This window comes from Mesorhizobium subarcticum, from assembly GCF_055456085.1.
Genome location: NZ_CM144237.1, coordinates 3,463,310 through 3,479,906 on the forward strand (window position 1 = coordinate 3,463,310; position 16,597 = coordinate 3,479,906).

17 protein-coding genes are annotated in these 16,597 nt (G+C 63.7%); 11 read left to right on the forward strand and 6 right to left on the reverse strand.

Going from position 1 to position 16,597, the window contains the following annotated elements; translation table 11 throughout:
* The first annotated feature begins 6 nt into the window (after nucleotides 1-6).
* The 8 genes from ACZYHG_RS16940 to ACZYHG_RS16975 all read left to right on the forward strand — a co-directional run bounded on the left by ACZYHG_RS16940 (nucleotide 7) and on the right by ACZYHG_RS16975 (nucleotide 8,575).
* Nucleotides 7-723, forward strand: coding sequence for a hypothetical protein (locus tag ACZYHG_RS16940; protein WP_464609518.1), 717 nt, complete (start codon nucleotides 7-9; stop codon nucleotides 721-723).
* On the forward strand, nucleotides 720-1,364 hold the full coding sequence (locus ACZYHG_RS16945; RefSeq protein ID WP_464609519.1) for an alpha/beta hydrolase family protein: 645 nt from the start codon (nucleotides 720-722) through the stop codon (nucleotides 1,362-1,364). The genes ACZYHG_RS16940 and ACZYHG_RS16945 overlap by 4 nt, the downstream gene beginning before the upstream one ends.
* Before the next feature lie 7 nt (nucleotides 1,365-1,371).
* A complete protein-coding gene (locus tag ACZYHG_RS16950; protein WP_464609520.1) occupies nucleotides 1,372-2,142 on the forward strand; it encodes an exodeoxyribonuclease III in 771 nt (256 codons plus the stop codon).
* Between the two features lie 129 nt (nucleotides 2,143-2,271).
* Entirely contained in the window at nucleotides 2,272-3,465 is a 1,194-nt protein-coding gene (locus ACZYHG_RS16955; protein WP_464609521.1) for a hypothetical protein, read from the forward strand.
* A 430-nt stretch (nucleotides 3,466-3,895) separates the two neighbouring features.
* Nucleotides 3,896-5,488, forward strand: a complete 1,593-nt coding sequence (locus tag ACZYHG_RS16960) for a WD40 repeat domain-containing protein (protein WP_464609522.1) — start codon at nucleotides 3,896-3,898, stop codon at nucleotides 5,486-5,488.
* 307 nt (nucleotides 5,489-5,795) lie between these two features.
* The gene (locus tag ACZYHG_RS16965) at nucleotides 5,796-6,509 is read left to right on the forward strand and encodes a hypothetical protein (RefSeq protein WP_464609523.1); all 714 of its coding nucleotides are present in this window, start codon (nucleotides 5,796-5,798) and stop codon (nucleotides 6,507-6,509) included.
* Nucleotides 6,510-6,641: 132 nt separating this feature from the next.
* Entirely contained in the window at nucleotides 6,642-7,193 is a 552-nt protein-coding gene (locus ACZYHG_RS16970) for an isochorismatase family protein (protein WP_464609524.1), read from the forward strand.
* Nucleotides 7,194-7,369: 176 nt separating this feature from the next.
* Nucleotides 7,370-8,575 carry an amidohydrolase family protein gene (locus tag ACZYHG_RS16975; protein WP_464609525.1) on the forward strand — a complete coding sequence of 402 codons (1,206 nt, stop codon included), beginning with the start codon at nucleotides 7,370-7,372 and terminating at the stop codon, nucleotides 8,573-8,575.
* 205 nt (nucleotides 8,576-8,780) lie between these two features.
* On the opposite strand, the gene ACZYHG_RS16980 is transcribed toward ACZYHG_RS16975, so the two are convergent.
* The 3 genes from ACZYHG_RS16980 to ACZYHG_RS16990 all read right to left on the reverse strand — a co-directional run bounded on the left by ACZYHG_RS16980 (nucleotide 8,781) and on the right by ACZYHG_RS16990 (nucleotide 11,000).
* On the reverse strand, nucleotides 8,781-9,797 hold the full coding sequence (locus tag ACZYHG_RS16980) for a DUF535 family protein (RefSeq protein WP_464609526.1): 1,017 nt from the start codon (nucleotides 9,795-9,797) through the stop codon (nucleotides 8,781-8,783).
* A gap of 73 nt (nucleotides 9,798-9,870) precedes the next feature.
* Nucleotides 9,871-10,155 carry a hypothetical protein gene (locus tag ACZYHG_RS16985; protein ID WP_464609527.1) on the reverse strand — a complete coding sequence of 95 codons (285 nt, stop codon included), beginning with the start codon at nucleotides 10,153-10,155 and terminating at the stop codon, nucleotides 9,871-9,873.
* 104 nt (nucleotides 10,156-10,259) lie between these two features.
* Nucleotides 10,260-11,000, reverse strand: a complete 741-nt coding sequence (locus ACZYHG_RS16990; protein WP_464609528.1) for a sulfotransferase family protein — start codon at nucleotides 10,998-11,000, stop codon at nucleotides 10,260-10,262.
* An 829-nt stretch (nucleotides 11,001-11,829) separates the two neighbouring features.
* On the opposite strand from ACZYHG_RS16990, the gene ACZYHG_RS16995 reads away from it, so the two are divergent.
* Nucleotides 11,830-12,159 carry a DUF1236 domain-containing protein gene (locus ACZYHG_RS16995; RefSeq protein ID WP_464609529.1) on the forward strand — a complete coding sequence of 110 codons (330 nt, stop codon included), beginning with the start codon at nucleotides 11,830-11,832 and terminating at the stop codon, nucleotides 12,157-12,159.
* A gap of 88 nt (nucleotides 12,160-12,247) precedes the next feature.
* Here the strand turns inward: ACZYHG_RS16995 and yghU are convergent, their stop codons facing one another.
* Complete coding sequence (gene yghU, locus ACZYHG_RS17000; protein ID WP_464609530.1) at nucleotides 12,248-13,120, reverse strand: glutathione-dependent disulfide-bond oxidoreductase; 873 nt, start codon at nucleotides 13,118-13,120, stop codon at nucleotides 12,248-12,250.
* Between the two features lie 271 nt (nucleotides 13,121-13,391).
* On the opposite strand from yghU, the gene ACZYHG_RS17005 reads away from it, so the two are divergent.
* Both ACZYHG_RS17005 and ACZYHG_RS17010 read left to right on the forward strand, forming a co-directional pair.
* The gene (locus tag ACZYHG_RS17005) at nucleotides 13,392-14,297 is read left to right on the forward strand and encodes a S1C family serine protease (protein WP_464609531.1); all 906 of its coding nucleotides are present in this window, start codon (nucleotides 13,392-13,394) and stop codon (nucleotides 14,295-14,297) included.
* Between the two features lie 19 nt (nucleotides 14,298-14,316).
* Nucleotides 14,317-15,291, forward strand: a complete 975-nt coding sequence (locus ACZYHG_RS17010; protein ID WP_464609532.1) for a LysR family transcriptional regulator — start codon at nucleotides 14,317-14,319, stop codon at nucleotides 15,289-15,291.
* On the opposite strand, the gene ACZYHG_RS17015 is transcribed toward ACZYHG_RS17010, so the two are convergent.
* Nucleotides 15,288-16,016, reverse strand: coding sequence for an SDR family oxidoreductase (locus ACZYHG_RS17015; RefSeq protein WP_464609533.1), 729 nt, complete (start codon nucleotides 16,014-16,016; stop codon nucleotides 15,288-15,290). The two genes, ACZYHG_RS17010 and ACZYHG_RS17015, sit on opposite strands and share 4 nt — an antisense overlap.
* A gap of 153 nt (nucleotides 16,017-16,169) precedes the next feature.
* A complete protein-coding gene (locus ACZYHG_RS17020; protein ID WP_464609534.1) occupies nucleotides 16,170-16,514 on the reverse strand; it encodes a VOC family protein in 345 nt (114 codons plus the stop codon).
* Between the last annotated feature and the right edge of the window lie 83 nt (nucleotides 16,515-16,597).

The window sequence follows — 16,597 nt, forward strand, 5'->3', positions numbered from 1 at the left end:
CAGGACATGGCGCTCAACGCGAAAACCATTCGAGCAAGGGTTCCGGAGGCGCTCCATGCTCGCATTGGCGAGAGATGGTTCAAGCCGAGCAGCCCCAAGTTGATAATTGCGTCGGCGGACAATCTGGCTGATTTCAGCATCGAACTGGATTGTGACACGGACTACCGCTTCGGCGAGTATGAATGCGAGCTAACCGCTGTCTTCAAGTGGAAGAAATTCGCAAAGCTGTGGAAGGAGTTTGACGCTTGGTATGAGGTCAAGAATCCGAGTTCAGCCCAGTTCAAAACCCGCAGCTCGCGAATGCTGAACCAGGTATTCCTCCGAAAAGGCTTCAATGCCATCGACGGAGACTTTCAGCGCCCCAGTCGGGATTTCTTCTGGGTCGCCGACGAACAAGACCTGGATGCTTTCATGGCCCAGTGCATTACCGACCTTGACGGCAGGGTCGGAGCTTGGATCAGGCGATGGTTCACCTGGGCATCGGCTCTGGATGTGATGGACGGGAATCAGCAATTGTGCGGCGCTTGGCGAAACACAGCCTATTTCTGCTTGCTTGAGCAGGTTCATGGGCGTGAAGCCGCGTGCAGATGGATAACCGGCATCGATGCAACTGGATGGCCCTTATTGCTCGCCGCGCAGGTGGAATATCTGCAGTTGCAGGTTTGTGGCGGCGTCTCTGGACAACAGGAACGCGATAGCCTCTCCAGCGAGGCCGCCACATGACTAGCTTCCTCTTCGACGGCCACGACACCGCTCCTGTCACCATCCTGCTCGCGCATGGCGCTGGCGCGTCGATGGATTCGCCTTCGATGACCGCCACCGCCAAGGTTTTGGCCGCCGCGGGCTTCCAGGTGGCACGCTTCGAATTCCACTATATGGCCGCCCGCCGCTACGGCCAGCGCAAGCCGCCGCCTCGGGCCGAGACGGTGAACCCGGAATACATCAAGGCGATCGCCGACCTCAGGGCCAGGGGCGTGACTGGCAAGCTGATCATCGGCGGCAAGTCGATGGGCGGGCGTGTCGCCTCGATGGTGGCGGACGAGATGTTCGCCAAGGGCGAGATTTCGGGGCTGATCTGCCTCGGCTATCCCTTCCATCCGCCCGCCAAGCCCGAGCAGTTGCGCACCAAACATCTGGCCGGACTGAAGACGCCGACGCTGATTTTCCAGGGCACGCGCGACGAGTTTGGTACGCCGGACGAGGTTGCCGGTTATGGGCTCTCCGACAGCATCGAGGTGGTGTGGCTGGAGGATGGCGACCATGACCTCAAGCCGCGCAAGAGCATTTCGGGGTTTTCGACGGCAGATCATTTGAAAACGGTGGCGGAGACGGTGAAGGTGTGGGCAGGCAGGGTCGCCTCCTGACCCGCCAATGAAGATCGCCACCTTCAACATCAACAACATCAACAGCCGGCTGGAAAACCTGCTGGCGTGGCTGGCGGCGGCAAAACCCGATGTCGTGTGCCTGCAGGAACTAAAGGCGCGCGACATGCAGTTTCCGCGCACCGCGCTGGCCGACGCCGGCTATGGCGCGGTGTGGAAGGGCGAGCCGACCTGGAATGGCGTTGCCATCCTCGCGCGCGGTGCCGAGCCGGTGCTGACCCGCGACGTGCTGCCGGGCGACGATGCCGACAGACAGAGCCGCTATATCGAGGCGGCGGTGAACGGCATCATCATCGCTTGCCTCTACGCGCCGAACGGCAACCCGCAGCCGGGGCCGAAATTTCAATACAAGCTCGCCTGGCATGCGCGGCTGGAAGCGCATGCCGAACAGCTTTTCGACACCGGCCTGCCGGTGGTGCTGGCCGGCGACTACAACATTGTGCCCGAACCGCGCGATATCTACGCCACCCGCTCCTACGACGACAACGCGCTGGTGCAGCCGGAAAGCCGGGCCGCCTTCGCCGCCCTTCTTGACCAGGGTTGGACCGATGCGCTGCGGAAGAAGCACCCGAAGGAGACGCTCTACACCTTCTGGGATTATCGCCGGAACCGCTGGCCACGCGATGCGGGCCTCAGGCTCGACCACATATTGCTGTCGAAGACGCTCGCTCGCCGGCTGAAAGGGGCCGGCATCGACCGTGAGGTGCGCGGTCAAGATGGTGCGAGTGATCATGCGCCGGTTTGGGTGGAGTTGAGGTGAGGCATTATCCGCGCGTTCCTTTTGCGCAGGCGCGATCTCGCGCTAATCTGGCGATGATCAGCATCGGGGGGCGTTTGATGCATTGCATGTCTGAGAGCCGCGAGAGGCCACTATCGAAGCCTGCCCGCCATGCATGATTTCCACCCCGTCGAAATCCTGCTTGCGGCCGCCGGCCTCATTGCGGTCGCGGCATGCGGCGTCTGGCTGTTGCGCAAGGCGCGTCTCCGACGCCGCGCCCGGCGACGGGCGGATCCGGCCAACGACTATGCCGTGCGCGGCGACTGGGAGCGCAGCACCGGCACCGTCAACTACTCGTCCTTCGTCTATTTCGATGTCGATCGTGACGGGACATACGGCGTGGGCGACCGGCCGATGGCTGGCATCATGGTGCGGCTGTTCGACGGGCAGGGCGGCTTCGTCGCTTCAACCCGGACAAACAATGGCGGCTTTGCCAACTTCGCCATGTCGACGTCTTCGGCCAATGCCATGATCCGCTCTCCCGGCGCCTATCGGTTTGCGGTTTCGGTGCCTGCGGGCTGGCGTTCGCCGAGCGCCAATGAAACGCAATCGCAGGATTTCCGGCTGGCGCCCGGCTCGCCCGCCGGGCTGGTGTCGCGGGACCTGCCTCTGCCGGTCGGGCTGGCGCCGGCTCGCAGCCTGGTCTGCAGGACGGCGGCGGACGGCACCGCGACGCTGTCGGTGATGGCAAACGGGCAGGTGCTGGAGAGCCGGTCGTTGGCGCCGGATTCATCCTTCCGGTTCGACCTCGCCAGTGAGGCCGACACGGTGGTGATCGCCGGTGGCGGCCTTAACCGGCAGCTTGCGCTTTCACCCTATCCGGCCGATCTCGGGCTGCTTTCGCTGCAAACGCTGCCGAGCGAGGCCTCGCTGCGGACGATCGGCTTCGACGACGTCACCGGACGCGGCTTCCGCAAGATCCCGTGCGGCCATGCCGGGCTGCAATGGCGCAACCTCAACGCCATGGCGCAGGATCACACCAAGGGCAGCGAAGGCTATGTCAACGGTAATGTTTCGGGCGACCACGTGGCCTACACAAGCAGCGGCTACCCGGCCGAATTCAGCCGCGAAACCCCGTTCGGTTTCCACTCGGTGCTGCTGAGCGCTGCGTGGCTGAAGTCGGAAGGGGAGATGGCGCTGATCGAGTGTTGGCTGGGCGAGCAGCTGGTCGCCAGCAACCAGTTGGTGCTGTCGGCGCTGACGCCGCTGCACTATGCCCCGATGCTCAAGGAAGTAACCCGTGTCCGTCTTTCAACGAAACACTACTGGCAAATGGTGCTGGACGACCTGATGCTGACGGGCTGACTTATTGCGGCGTAACCGGGGGCGAGACCGCTGCACCGTTGGTCGCGGCCGTGAGAAATTTCAGATTTCCCTTCTTGATCAACGTAGGCCGTTCATAAATCTTCTTCATGGTGCGGACTCTCCACTATATCCCGTCGCGAGTGTGACACATCGTGGTCCTCTGTCAATGTTGCGCTGGGGATAGTCCAGACTATCTCAACAAGACTATCGGAGAATCCGGCATTCAGAATGCCGATTGCTTCGGCCCAATCGGGCATAAATCGGCACTCTAAGGCATGTCCCGACATGCTTAAGCTGTTGTTTCTATGCATATCCCCAGCTCAAGCCGGGACAGTTGCGCCGACATACATCAGGGCCGGTAGCGAGGGCGGCGCTTTGCCGTATACGCTGGCGCTGATAATCTTATCTGGATCCGCGGGCGGAGGGCGCAATGAACAGATTGGCTGACAGGGTGCTGGCGCTTGCCTTGGCCGTGGTTGCCTTCGGCTGCCTGGCGCGGGTCTATCCGCTCGTCGTTACTGGTGCCGTTGGCTGGCAAGACTTTTTCGCACTGCCCTCGGATGCGGCCTCCTTGCGGTTGACCGGGCTCCTGCTAGCGGCACTTGCCTGTCTGATCGGCGTCTTTCTGTTCTGGGCCGGGCTGTTGCCGGGGCGGCCGGCGCATGCTGCTGGAGTGCCGCTGTTTGGCCGCGCGGCGGAGGTGCAGGATACCGGCAGGCCCGGCCTGCGCAAGCTCTTTCTCGCTCTGCCACTGGTTGTTGTCGCCGGGCTGGCCGTTGACCGGTTCGGCCCGTGGGGCGGCGGCGAGATGGCCAACCTGCCCAAGGCGGCCGAACCCAAGCCCGACGAACCCAAGCTTGCCGAACCCAGGCCCAGCGAGCCGAAGGGCCAGGATGTCGCCAGCGCGCCGCCGGCTCCGGAGCCGGCAACGCCGCCAGCCCCGCCAGCTCTGCCACCCGCGCCGCCCCCGGTAGCCGCCAGCCCGCCCGCCGCACCGGTGCCGCCAGCGCCGCCCGTGCCTGCGCCGGTCCCCGCCGCCCCGTCACCGCCGGAGGTCGCTGTCATCCCGCCGCCCACGGTGGCGCCGTTGCCGCCACCGCCGCCGGCATTGCCGACAGAGCCCGATGGCCATCGCGACGCGGTCGTCTGGCTTTCGGTGGCGCCCGACGGCCACTCGATCATGAGCGCCAGCACCGACCATGTGATCAAGCTGTGGGACATTGGCGGCAAGCACCTGATCCGCAATCTCGGCGTCCACAAGGACATGGCGCGCACCGCGCTCTACATGCCCGATGGCGCCAGCGCGCTGACGGCGGGCGACGACGGCGAGATTGTGCTGCGCAACCTTGCCGACGGCGCCGTGCTGCATGTCTTCCAGTCCGGCCAGAATGGCGGCGTCAGGCAGCTGGCGATCAGCCCGGACGGCAAGCGCGCCGTCAGTGGGCACGACACCGGCAATGTCATCGTCTGGGATCTCGTCAACAACGCGGTGCTGCATGTCCTGACCGGACGCGACCGGTCGATCAGCGCGGTCGCCGTCTCGCCCGACGGCAAGCAGGCGCTGAGCGGCAGCATCGACGGCACGCTGAAACTCTGGGACATCGAAAGCGGCAAGGAGTTGCGCAGCTGGCACGGCCACGAGCAGGGCACCTATGGCGCCGTCTTCACCGCCGACGGGCACCATGTGATCACCGGCAGCGGTGACCTGACGATCAAGGTCTGGGATCTCGACAGCGGCCGCGAGGTGAAGCGTTTCGAGGGCCATGAAGGCACGGTCTACACGCTGGCGCTGTCGGCCGACGGCAAGCGGCTGCTGTCGGGCTCGCTCGACGGCACGGCGCGGCTGTGGGACATGGAAACCGGCAACCAGATCGCGATGTTCGACAGCCAGACCGGCCCGATCTACGCCGTGGCCTTCGCCCCCGACGGCACGGTGCTGACCGGCGGCTACGACCGCACAATCAGGGATTGGCCGGCGGGGGGTGGCGATGGCGTGGTGCTGTTTGCCGGGGCGCCGGGATGAGGCGCGAAGCGGTCGATGGAAGCGATCGTCGCGGGGGCTGGAGATCGTGCTGAACGGTTGTTGCGCCAGGTCTGAAGTTTCAGCAGGAAGCAAAGACAACATCATCGTGATCTTCCGGCTGAAAACACCAACGGCGCCTTTACCGTAACCGGCAGCTTTGGGTGACAGGCAGATACCGATCTGCCAAGTTAGCGCCAACAAAAGCCGTGCAGGTCGGGGCCAGCCTCGATCAATGCGCGGGTGGGGGGTGTTTGTGTACGCGTCAGCTCCGCTGATTACTTATTTGCGCTTGAGGTTGCTGCGGGGAATGGCGGTACCCGCCGCGCTGGTGTGCCTGATCGAGGGCTGCGCGAACCCGCGCATCATTGACAGCGCCGTACCGGCGGCTCCTCCGAACGAGGCCCGGCAATCTTGCACGGCGCAATGGCGTGCCCGGGGCCATACGACACAGCCGGAAGCACAGGCGTTCGCCCGGAAATGCCTCGATGCGCAAGGCGCGCGGGAACAGCAGTTGGACAGCAAGACCGTGACCCGCAAGGTGACCGCGCTGATCGACGCGGAGCAGAAGCTGACCGCCCTTGAGCCCGCCGACATCGCGGTTTTTTGTCCCGGCTACGCGTTGCAGGACAGACAGGGGCGGGCAGTGTTCTGGCGCACAATGATTGTAGCCTTGGCTGGCGCGGAATCCGTGAACAACAGCGCGGCGGCCTATTGGGAAGAGGACCAGGGCCAGTATTCCATCGGGCTGCTGCAGCTTTCTCTGGCCGACGAGGGGCGATACAGATGCGGTTTCAGCTCGGAGGTCGACATTACCGATCCCGACCGCAACCTTGCCTGCGGCATCAAGGTCGTGACGATGCTTGTCAGTGCGGACGGCATGATCGGCGGTGGCGCCGGCTATGAAATGAAGGGCGCCGGCGCCTACTGGCAGAACCTTCGGCAGCCCTCGCAAGTGCGTACCGGGTTGATCAACGCCACGAAAGCGATCGCGCAGTGCAAGGCCGATGCCCGGAATTCCTAGGCGAGGGCTATCTATCGTTTTGCGGGAACGCCGAAGTCTTTGACTGTGCTTTGCATCCGCGCAGACGGCCTTGTTCGACAGCTTTGCTCAGTCTTTCTTGACGCGAAAACGCCCAACGGTATCATCGCCGCCATGTCAGCACACAGTCTCACGGACAAAGCGCCGCTCATCGTCATCGACCTCCAGACCGGCATGTTCGATGGCGTGCACGAGCCGCCGATCGATGATGCGCCTGCCATTGCCGAGCGCGCCCGGGCGGTGATCGATTGGGCACGGCGCGGTGGACGCAAGGTTGCCTTTGTCAGGCACGATGGACCCGAAGGCGACCCGCTGGCACCCGGCGAGCCGGGTTGGCCGGTGTGGCCTGCCCTTGGGCAAGCGGATGATGAACCGACCTTCGCCAAATCAGTGCGCGATGCTTTCAGCAATCCGGCCTTTGGCGACTGGGTGGCCGTGCAGGGGGCGGGTGCCGTCGTGATTCTTGGCGCGCAGACTGATTTTTGCGTCGCGGCAACTGTGCGCAGCGCGATCGCCAGGGGGCTCGGCGTCACCGTGGTTTCCGATGCCCACAGCACGCTCGACAGCACCGATGAGACCGCCCGGCAGATCATCGACAGGCACAACAGCGAATTTGCCAGGGATGGCGCGGCAGTGCTGACGACGAAGGTGCTGACGGGAGACTGAAACAGGGCTGCTGTGCTCCCGTCCTGATTCATCAATCTTCCGCATCCCTCTGTTCGGCATGTGTTTTTCGCGCCGTCACGCGGCGGATTCTGAAACAGTTTTCGGCATTTGCCGTGTAGACTCGCGACTGGCACGCATGGTCTAGGCGGGGTAACGCCACCAACGACAGGGATGCCATGCCCACCACCACCCGTTTCACCAAAGCCAAACTGGCTGATGGTTCGCTGGTCGACTTCATCGTGACCGACGGCCGCTTCAGCGCCATCGCGCCGGTTGGCAGCGAGCCGGCAATGCCTGAGACTATCGATCTTGCCGGCCAACTCGTCGTGCCGGCCTTCGTCGAGGGGCATATCCATCTCGACACGTCGTTTTATGGCGACGCCTGGCGCCCGCACATTCCCTGTACCAACGGCTTCGACGTGCGTGAGCGCGTGGCTTTCCAGGCACGGAACCTTGCCGCCGCGGCGCCGATGGCGGAGCGGGCCAGGAACCAGCTCGAGCTCTGCATCGGCAATGGCAGCCTTTCCATGCGCAGCCATGTCATGGTCGACGGCTCGGTCGGGTTAAGGCATGTCAAGACCATCCTGGCCGTGCGCGAGACGTACCGCGACCTCATCGACATCCAGCTCGTCGCCTTCCCGCAAAGCGGTATTCTTTCGTCCCCCGGCACGGCTGAGCTGCTCGACGAGGCGTTGAAGCTCGGCTGCGATCTTGTCGGCGGGCTCGACCCGGCGAGCTTCGACCGCGACGTGAAGGGCCATCTCGATGTGGTGTTTGGCCTGGCGGGCAAGCACGGCGCCGGTGTCGACATCCATCTGCATGATGGCGGCACGCTCGGCCTGTTCCAGGTCGAGGAGATCGCCGCACGGACAAGGGCACTCGGCATGAGCGGCCATGTCGTCGTCAGCCATGCCTATGGGCTTGGCGACATTCCGGCGGATGCGCTGGCGAAGGCGGGCGCGATGCTGGCGGCTTCAGGCGTGGCGATCATGACCAACGCGCCCGGCAACCACGCCTTCCCGCCGGTGGCAGCCCTGCGGCAGGCCGGCGTCACCGTGTTCAGCGGTTCCGACAATATCCGCGATTCCTGGTGGCCCTATGGCGATGGCGACATGCTTTCGCGGGCCAACATGATCGGCTACCGCTCCGGTTTCTACGAGGATCACGAGCTGGAAGCGGCCTTCGATGTGGTGACTCACGCAGGTGCCAGGGCACTGGGTCTTGAGGGCTACGGCATATCGGTCGGTGCCAGGGCCGACTTCGTCGCCATGGGGGCTGAGCACGTGCCCGAGGCGGTGGTGGCGATGCCGAAGGACCGCACGGTCTACCGGCGTGGCAAGGTGGTGGCGAAGGGCGGCAAAATCAGAATGCCAACGGCTTAACCATATGGCGGACTTCGCATTTTTTGTAGGACCAAAGTCTTAGGTGGCTGAGGCAAAGGTCCGAGAGGGCCTGTTCGGTTCCGGCAATGTCCATTGGACGTTCCGCTATTTTAGTCAATTGAGATATAATGACCTCACCCAGTTGAAGAGGTGAGCAGCGTTGGCAAGGGCGGCATTCAGGCCGGGGTGTGGTACCCTCCACATATCATCGGAGATCAAGTGGAACCTCGCTCAGTTCGCATGGCGAGGCAAACAGGCGCCTGCCTAACTCCAGGAATTCGAACTTGTAGACATCGCGGCGGCTGAGCGGCGCTGCCATGTCACGGCTCCGTACTGGCATGGCGAAGCCGAATTCGCCGCTTTCGCAACCGCCGCGATCGATCCAGTACCGGTCCATGTCGGCGCGCTTGCCGGCGCGTTTTTCGGGCGAGCGGAAGTTGATGGTGTGTCTGGCATCGCAGACGCCGGGGACATGATCAGCGCCACCGCCAATGGCGATGCCTTCCATGACCAGCAGGGCGGCGTCCTTGGGCCTGAGCCCGCACAGGTCGCGCGTGGCGTCGATGACGGCGCGCTTGGCCTCCGGCTTCTTGCTGCCCTGGAGCCCGCCGATGGCGACGGTGTAGCGGCCGGCGCCTAGGGGATTGGCATCCAGGTGGCCGGCGCCTAGGGGATTGGCATCCAGGTGGCTGGCGCCCAGGGGACTGGCATCCAAGGGATAGAGGATGAAGCTCAACCTGACCAGGTCGAGCCTGTCGCTCTGCCGCGTCAGCTTGATCGAGAAGGCGCCTTCGTGGCTGGTGCCGGAATGAACGGACAGCTGCATGGTCAGCGCATAGGCATCGCGCCGCCCGGTCACCAGGCCGATGTCGATGGCCCGCCCGCGCCAGGTGGCCTCGAGCAGGTGCCGAGGCAGGCGCGCCGCCGCCAGATTGAAATGGTCGACCAGAAGGTCGAAGCCGCGATGGCGCGGCAGCCCAAGGGCAAAGAATTTGTAGGGCTTCTTGCGCAAGAGATCGTCATGCGGGCAGCCCAGCCCATGCCGCCGCCGGAAGCTCGACAGGAAACGAAACCATTTGAAGAAGCTCACCGGCTTGCAGGCAAAGCGGGTGAGGAAAATCCTGGATTGCCCGACCCCCAGCCGCCCGCAAAGGCCCAGCATCTGGCAGAAGACGCCGGCGGCCTCCCGCAGCCAGGCGCGTTCGCTCGTTTCGAAACTCAAGATGCATCCCACACCGCTGTTGTGGGAGCGGGGTTAGCCCGGAGGGATTACGCCGACATTGCGGGAGTGCCGCTCACGTCTCGTCGAACCGGCCCTCGCGGGTGGGGTGGCGCTTGATCGCGGCTTCTTCCTCGTCGTCGGGCAAAGCGTCGTCGCTGTCCTGATCGGCATTGTCGTCGTCTTCGTCCGGCAGGTCGCCGTCCTTTTCCGTGCCGTAGCGCATGTCGCCGTTTTCCGGCACGGAATCCGGCAGGATCTGGCCGCCCTTGACCGCGTCCCAGTCCAGTTGCTCGATGGTCGGGCCATCGACATCAGGGCTGTCCTCATCGTCGGTGCGTGGTTTGCCGTGCGGTGCCATGTTGGCCTCCAATCCTTTGAAAAGACTGGAAGCGAAACTCGGGGTATTGCTGTTTGTTCCCTCGGCAGGGGTGCGGGCGTACTTCGGGTTGCCGGTGCAGGCAGCTAGCCCAGCCACCACCACAGCGCGGCAAGCACCGCCACCACAGCGGCGATAGCCAGCCCCAGCATGATGTACGACCCCTTGATGATGTCGCGGATGATCTTCTTGATCGTCTCGCGGTCGTTGAGGTTGGGGAAGGGATCGTTGGGCAGCGCCACGCCCAGGAACTCACAGAGCGGTGCCCAGCCCTCGGTCACCTTGTAGACCAGCAGCTTGTGCGGCGGCACCGCTGCCTTCACCTCCTCGATATAGGCGTTGTATCGCGCCACGGCCTTGGCACGGTCGTCCATCACGCCGTCCAGCGTGCGGCCCCACACCAGCTTGCTCGACATGTCGCCGAATTTCCGGCCGAACGGCGTCAGCCATTCCAGGATCTTGAACTGCCAGACATTCTTGGTGAAATAGATCGTGTCGATGGTGCTTTCGTACCAGGCTTCGGCGCCGCGCGGGTGCAGGGTCAGCAGCACCTTGGCGTCGGGATAGGTGGCCAGCAATTCCTTCCACACGCAGCAGCCGGGATTGTCGACGGTCGCCGTATAATTGGCGAAGACGCGGTTCCAGTCGTGCTGGCTGCCGGGCGGACTGTTGGCCACTGTGCGCCAGAAGTCCAGATGGCCCTTGTTGGCCTTGTTCATGATCACTTCCTGCATGTGGTAGCAGGGCAGGCCGAGCCTGTTCAGCGCGGCAAAAGTCGACCACGTGCCCGTGCGGCCGAAACCGGCCCCGATCAGTTTGAGCGTCATTCCCCCATCCCCCGATGAACGGATATTCTCTGGTATCTTAGTCCACGGGGCTCAGATTGCGCTCATTGCACGAATGGCGCAATAAAATTCTCAAAATCAGATGCCGTCTGTCTCGGGCTAAGGGCCAAGATTGTGATGATGTGCTGCGGTTTCCAGGCCTACCAGCCCATCCATTCGCGCGTGCGCCAGGCAAGGCCGGCAAAGGGCGCCATCAGCGCGATCACCACAAACATCAATGTGAAGGGATGCTTGGTCACGGAGGGTCTGGGAGCCATGTCGCGATCGTCCTTGCTGGAAGATTTCATCTCGGAAATGTTGTGCACAACGTCGCCATGGCAACATGGTTGCATCTGATGCAGGCCGCCTTGCACACTGATTTGGAACCGGACTCCGGCACCGACGTTTTCCAGGTGTGACCGGTGAGGCTGCCACCTCCGCCGGCGCATTCTAAGGCTCGCTCTGCTCCCGGCAGGGCGAGCCTTTTTCGTGCGCCGGACGAGCACTCGGGAACGACACGGCGCGCTCGACGTTGCCTGTTGCTAGCAACGGCGGATCGAGTTCCCCGGGGAAACCGGGGAAAGAAGCATCCGGCGTGCCTCTCCAAGGCAAGTCGACTTTGCGGCCCATTCCTAAGTGGCTTTCGCAGTTTTCGGCAATTAATTGCAGATCCCAAAAGCATTATGTGAGCGCGACCGCTCGATCGGGCAGGAAATCGAAATCATCTTTATCGACCAATCCCCATATCTATTCCAGAAATTGAGATGGAACCTCGCGGTCGTGGCAGCGTTTTCCCTGCAGGCGGAATTCGGATAACAAAATGGAGGTTACTATGAAATATTATCTTTCGAGTGCGGCAGCCGCACTGTTCCTGATGAGCGGCATTGGTGTCGCGGCAGCTGAAGACGTCATCGTTGTCAAGCAGCCGGCGCAGCAGATCGTTGTCCAGCCCGAGCAGGAAACGGTCGTTCGTCAATATATCAAGAAGGAGCCGCTGGCATCGGTAAACCTTCTGGGCGTCGAGCTGAAGCTCGGCTCACCGGTCCCGGATACGGTTGTGCTGCGCGAAGTGCCTGACGTGAAGTACCGCGTGGCCGTCATCAATGACCAGACGGTCCTGGTGGACCCCGACACGCATCAGATCGTCGAAGTTCTGCACTGAACTTTCGGCAGTCACCTGCATAAAAAACCCGTCACCAATTTCGCATTGGTGACGGGTTTTTTGTTGGCTAGGACGGCTTTGCCTTTGCCTATTCGGCGGCCGTTGCCAGCTTATCCTGCGTCTTGGTGTCGAAATCGCTGGCGTCGTGGCGTTCGTGCAGCTGCATGGAAGGCTCGCCGAAGGCGCGGTTGACCATGCGGCCGCGCTTGACCGCCGGGCGCTCGTCGATCGCCTTTGCCCAGCGCTGCACGTGGCTGTATTCCTGCACCGACAGGAAGTCGGCGGAATCATTGTACATGCGGCCGAGCGCCAGCCCGCCATACCAGGGCCACACGGCCAGGTCGGCGATCGAATAATCCTTGCCGCCGAGATATTCCGTTTCGGCCAGCCGGCGGTCGAGCACGTCCATCTGGCGCTTCACCTCCATCGAGAAACGGTCGATCGCATATTCGAATTTTTCCGGCGCGTAGGCGTAGAAATGGCCGAAGCCGCCGCCCAGATAAGGTGCCGAGCCCATCTGCCAGAACAGCCATGACAAAACCTCCGCACGGGCCGGCTGCTCGGTGGGCAGGAATTCCCCGAACTTTTCCGCGAGATAGACCAGGATCGAGCCGGATTCGAACACGCGCACCGGCGTCTTGCCGCTGCGGTCCATCAGCGCCGGGATCTTGGAGTTGGGGTTGACCTCGACGAAGCCGCTGCCGAACTGGTCGCCATCATTGATCTTGATCAGCCATGCGTCGTATTCGGCGCCTTTGTGGCCGCGCGCCAGAAGTTCCTCCAGCATCACAGTCACCTTGACGCCGTTCGGCGTCGCCAGCGAATAGAGCTGCAGCGGGTGCTTGCCGACGGGCAGTTCCTTGTCATGCGTCGGCCCGGCGATCGGCCGATTGATGCTGGCAAAGGCGCCGCCATTTGCCTTGTTCCAGGTCCATACTTTCGGCGGGGTGTAGTCGGTCATGTCGGGCCTCGTCTTGGTGGCGGGGAAGGGTGGGTTTGGTCGGTGTGAAGTTAGGGCTGTGGAGGGGAAAGTTCAACTTGCGTTGAACTATTGTCAATGTTGGTGAAGCGCCTTCGCGCCCGGCCCTTCGCTGGGCTCAGGGCGTTCGAAGCTCGAAAAGTCAAGCAATTGGCTTTTCATCCGCTGCGCGGACCGCTTCTCACCCCTTGCGCGCTCCTTTCAACGGCATACCTATAGAGAAACCGCCAGAGCCGCATCGCAGGACACAATCATGACCATCAATCCCAATCCGCGCTCCGTCGTTGCCGTGCGCGCGACCGTTCCTGACGATGCGTTCACCGCCGGCGCGCTGGGCACGCTCAGGGAAGGCAGCGGCGTCGTCATTCGCGACGACGGACTGGTGCTGACCATCGGCTATCTCATCACCGAGGCCGAGGAAGTTTGGCTGACCGCGCATGACGGCCGCGTCATCCCCGCGCACGCGCTGGCCTATGACCAGGAATCGGGCTTCGGCCTGGTCCAGGCACTGGCGCCGACCGGGCTGCCGGCCGTGGCGCTGGGCGATGCCGGCAAGGCCAGGATCGGCGACGCGGTGGTGCTTGCCGACGGCATCGGCCGGGCGGTCGAGGCCAAGATCGTCACCAAGCAGGAATTCGCCGGCTATTGGGAGTATCTGCTCGACGAGGCGATCTTCATCGCGCCGGCGCATCCGTCCTGGGGCGGGGCGCCGCTGTTCAGCGCCGATGGCGCGCTGCTCGGCATCGGTTCGCTGCGCCTGCAGATGAGCCGCGCCGGCGAGGTCGCCGATATCAACATGGTGGTGCCGATCGATCTGTTGCCGCCGATCCTCGACGATCTCCTGACGCGCGGCCAGGTGGCGAGGCCGCCGCGCCCATGGCTTGGCGCTCTGTCGGCTGAAAGCGACGGCAAGGTCGTGGTGATGAGCGTGACCGAGGGCGGCCCGGCGGCCAAAGCCGGTCTGCGCCAGGGCGATGTCATCTCCGAGATCCGCGACGGCGCGGTCGATGGGCTCGCCGATTTCTATCGCAAGCTGTGGGACAGCGGCTCGGCCGGTGCCGAGATCCCGATGCGGGTGGTGCGCGACGGCCGCGAGACCTGGCTGCGGGTGAAATCCGCCGACCGTGGCAGCTTCTTGAAGAAGCCGCAGCTGCAATAGGCCTGATTTCGGCCAGGCGATGCATCCAAGACTGCTCAAAACCTTCCTCGCGGTGGCGCGTAGCCGCAACATCACGCGCGCCGCCGAGGTTGTTCACCTCGCGCAATCGAGCGTCAGCGACCAGATCCAGACGCTCGAGGCCGAACTGGGTGCTGCCCTGTTCACACGCACGAAGTCCGGGTTGGACCTGACGCTGGCCGGACTGGCCCTGAAGCCGATCGCCGAAGAGCTGTTGCGGCTCGACGGCGAGGCGCGCGCGGCGGTGCTGCTGGCTGCCGGGCAGACAAATGGAACGCTGACCATCGGCGCGCTGGAGACGATCGCCTCGGCGCGGCTGGCGCCCTGGCTGCCGGGATTCCAGGCCAGCCATCCCGAGATCACCGTGCGCATGAAGGTGGCCGACAGCGGCACGCTGCTGCGTCAGCTCGGGGATGGCGACATCGACGTCGCCTTCTGCTTCGAGCGTAGCGATCTTGCGAAGGCCGATGAACGTCTGGCAAGGCGAACCATTGTGGCCGAACCGCTGGTGCTGGTCGCGGCTCCGGGGCAGGACGCCCCGCCACACGACCTGGCTGCCCTTGCAGCGCTGCGCTTCGTGGTGACGGAGCCTGGATGTGTGTACCGGCACATGTTCGACACCGCCTTTGCCGAGGCGGGCATGGCGGCGCCCAGACTTGCCGCTGAAGTCGGCAGCATCAGTGCCATTGCCCGGCTGGTGGCAGCCGGCGCCGGCTTGGGCCTCGTTCCGCGTCTCGCCGTCGGCGACGCGCTTGAGCGTGGTGAGCTTGTCGAACTTCCGTGGCCCGGCCCGGCACAGGCGGCACCGCTGACGATGATCTGGCGCCGCCGGCGCGTCCAGCCGCCCGCACTGCGGCAATTGCTCGCCGCCGCGCGTGACACGCTGGCGCGTCCCGAGGCGAGTTCAGGAGTTGAATCGGCTGATAGCGCCAAGCCCTTGTTGCCAAACAGACTGACGGAAGCCGCCGCCAGCTAGACCAGCCGGTGTCCGCCTTCGACATGCAGCGTGGTTCCCGTGGTAAAGCCATTGCCGATGAGGAAGGCAATGGCATCGGCGATGTCTGCGGGCTGGCCGACCCTGCCGACCGGCAGCCGCTCGGCCATCGCGGCCAGCGTTTCGGCTTTCCGGTCGCCGGCAACCTGTGCCCAGATCTCGGTGTCGACCCAGCCGGGCGAAACGGCGTTGACGCGGATCGGCGCCAGCTCGACGGCAAGTGCCCGCACCAGGCCTTCGAGCGCGGCATTGACCGCGGCGACGACCGAGCCGCGCGCCGCCGGCCGGTAGGCGGCGATGCCGGAGACGAAGGTCATCGAGCCCGTCGCGTCAAGCTGCGGCGCACCAAGCTTGGCGAGCAGCAGCGGGCCAAAGAGCTTGCTGGCGACGACGCGTTGCGCCGCCTTGAGGTCAAGCTCCGGCAGCAGCCTGTAGGCACCTTCGATGTCGGCCGCCGTGCTGACGATGTGGTCGAGGCGGCCGATCCCGGCAAACAACGCTGCAATCTGGTCTTCCCGCGTGATGTCGACGACGGCAATTTGCAGGTCAGGGGGATTGCCAAGCGCTTCGTGGGCCTGTTGCAGCCTGTCCTTGCTTCGCCCGGCAATGGTGACTTCGGCACCGGCATCGACACAAAGTCTTGCCAGCGCAAGGCCCATGCCGGAGCCGCCGCCGACGATCAGGATCTTCTGGTTCGAAAGGTTCATTTCGCTCTGCCTTTGCTGATTGGGACAAGGGCAGGGGATTGGCAGGTCAGGGCGCCATGGGAAAACGGAAGAAACCGATGGTGCTATCGGAGAGTCCGATGGTGGTGCCGCTGTGATGAATGAAATCAGTGTCGCTCATGAACGCCTGTTTTTCTATTCCCTCTCAGCACTGGCAAACACCACCAGATTCCCGTCGGGATCGCGCATGCGCATGATCCAGAAATGCGTGGCTTCCTCGATCGGGCCGGGTTCCAGTCCCGCATCCAGCAGTCTCTGCCTTTCGGGCGCCAACGGCAGCACGCCGAGCGTCAGTGTCGAGGTGCCGGCTTTCTCCTTTTCCTCGAAGAGCTGCACTTCGGCGCCTTCGGTGAATTGCCATTCGGCCAGCCCCGGCATCGGCCGGCGCAGCGGCGGCTTGCCGAAGAGTTTTTCGTACCAGCCGATGCTGGCTTCGAGATCGGAGCAACTGACATGGGCGAAAATGGTCTGGATTGCCATCGGGAACCTCCATCGGAGTGTATACTCTTGCCGCAACGCGGCACGCGATGGCGCGTTCCGGTGCTGCCTGGCAGCGTGCTCCA

Excerpts from the sequence above, each read along its gene's own strand:
- ACZYHG_RS16940 (WP_464609518.1), top strand. The coding sequence starts at position 7 with ATGGCGCTCAACGCGAAAACCATTCGAGCAAGGGTTCCGGAGGCGCTC.
- ACZYHG_RS16945 (WP_464609519.1), top strand. The coding sequence starts at position 720 with ATGACTAGCTTCCTCTTCGACGGCCACGACACCGCTCCTGTCACCATC.
- ACZYHG_RS16950 (WP_464609520.1), top strand. The coding sequence starts at position 1,372 with ATGAAGATCGCCACCTTCAACATCAACAACATCAACAGCCGGCTGGAA.
- ACZYHG_RS16955 (WP_464609521.1), top strand. The coding sequence starts at position 2,272 with ATGCATGATTTCCACCCCGTCGAAATCCTGCTTGCGGCCGCCGGCCTC.
- ACZYHG_RS16960 (WP_464609522.1), top strand. The coding sequence starts at position 3,896 with ATGAACAGATTGGCTGACAGGGTGCTGGCGCTTGCCTTGGCCGTGGTT.
- ACZYHG_RS16965 (WP_464609523.1), top strand. The coding sequence starts at position 5,796 with ATGGCGGTACCCGCCGCGCTGGTGTGCCTGATCGAGGGCTGCGCGAAC.
- ACZYHG_RS16970 (WP_464609524.1), top strand. The coding sequence starts at position 6,642 with ATGTCAGCACACAGTCTCACGGACAAAGCGCCGCTCATCGTCATCGAC.
- ACZYHG_RS16975 (WP_464609525.1), top strand. The coding sequence starts at position 7,370 with ATGCCCACCACCACCCGTTTCACCAAAGCCAAACTGGCTGATGGTTCG.
- ACZYHG_RS16985 (WP_464609527.1), bottom strand. The coding sequence starts at position 10,155 with ATGGCACCGCACGGCAAACCACGCACCGACGATGAGGACAGCCCTGAT.
- ACZYHG_RS16990 (WP_464609528.1), bottom strand. The coding sequence starts at position 11,000 with ATGACGCTCAAACTGATCGGGGCCGGTTTCGGCCGCACGGGCACGTGG.
- ACZYHG_RS16995 (WP_464609529.1), top strand. The coding sequence starts at position 11,830 with ATGAAATATTATCTTTCGAGTGCGGCAGCCGCACTGTTCCTGATGAGC.
- yghU (WP_464609530.1), bottom strand. The coding sequence starts at position 13,120 with ATGACCGACTACACCCCGCCGAAAGTATGGACCTGGAACAAGGCAAAT.
- ACZYHG_RS17005 (WP_464609531.1), top strand. The coding sequence starts at position 13,392 with ATGACCATCAATCCCAATCCGCGCTCCGTCGTTGCCGTGCGCGCGACC.
- ACZYHG_RS17010 (WP_464609532.1), top strand. The coding sequence starts at position 14,317 with ATGCATCCAAGACTGCTCAAAACCTTCCTCGCGGTGGCGCGTAGCCGC.
- ACZYHG_RS17015 (WP_464609533.1), bottom strand. The coding sequence starts at position 16,016 with ATGAACCTTTCGAACCAGAAGATCCTGATCGTCGGCGGCGGCTCCGGC.
- ACZYHG_RS17020 (WP_464609534.1), bottom strand. The coding sequence starts at position 16,514 with ATGGCAATCCAGACCATTTTCGCCCATGTCAGTTGCTCCGATCTCGAA.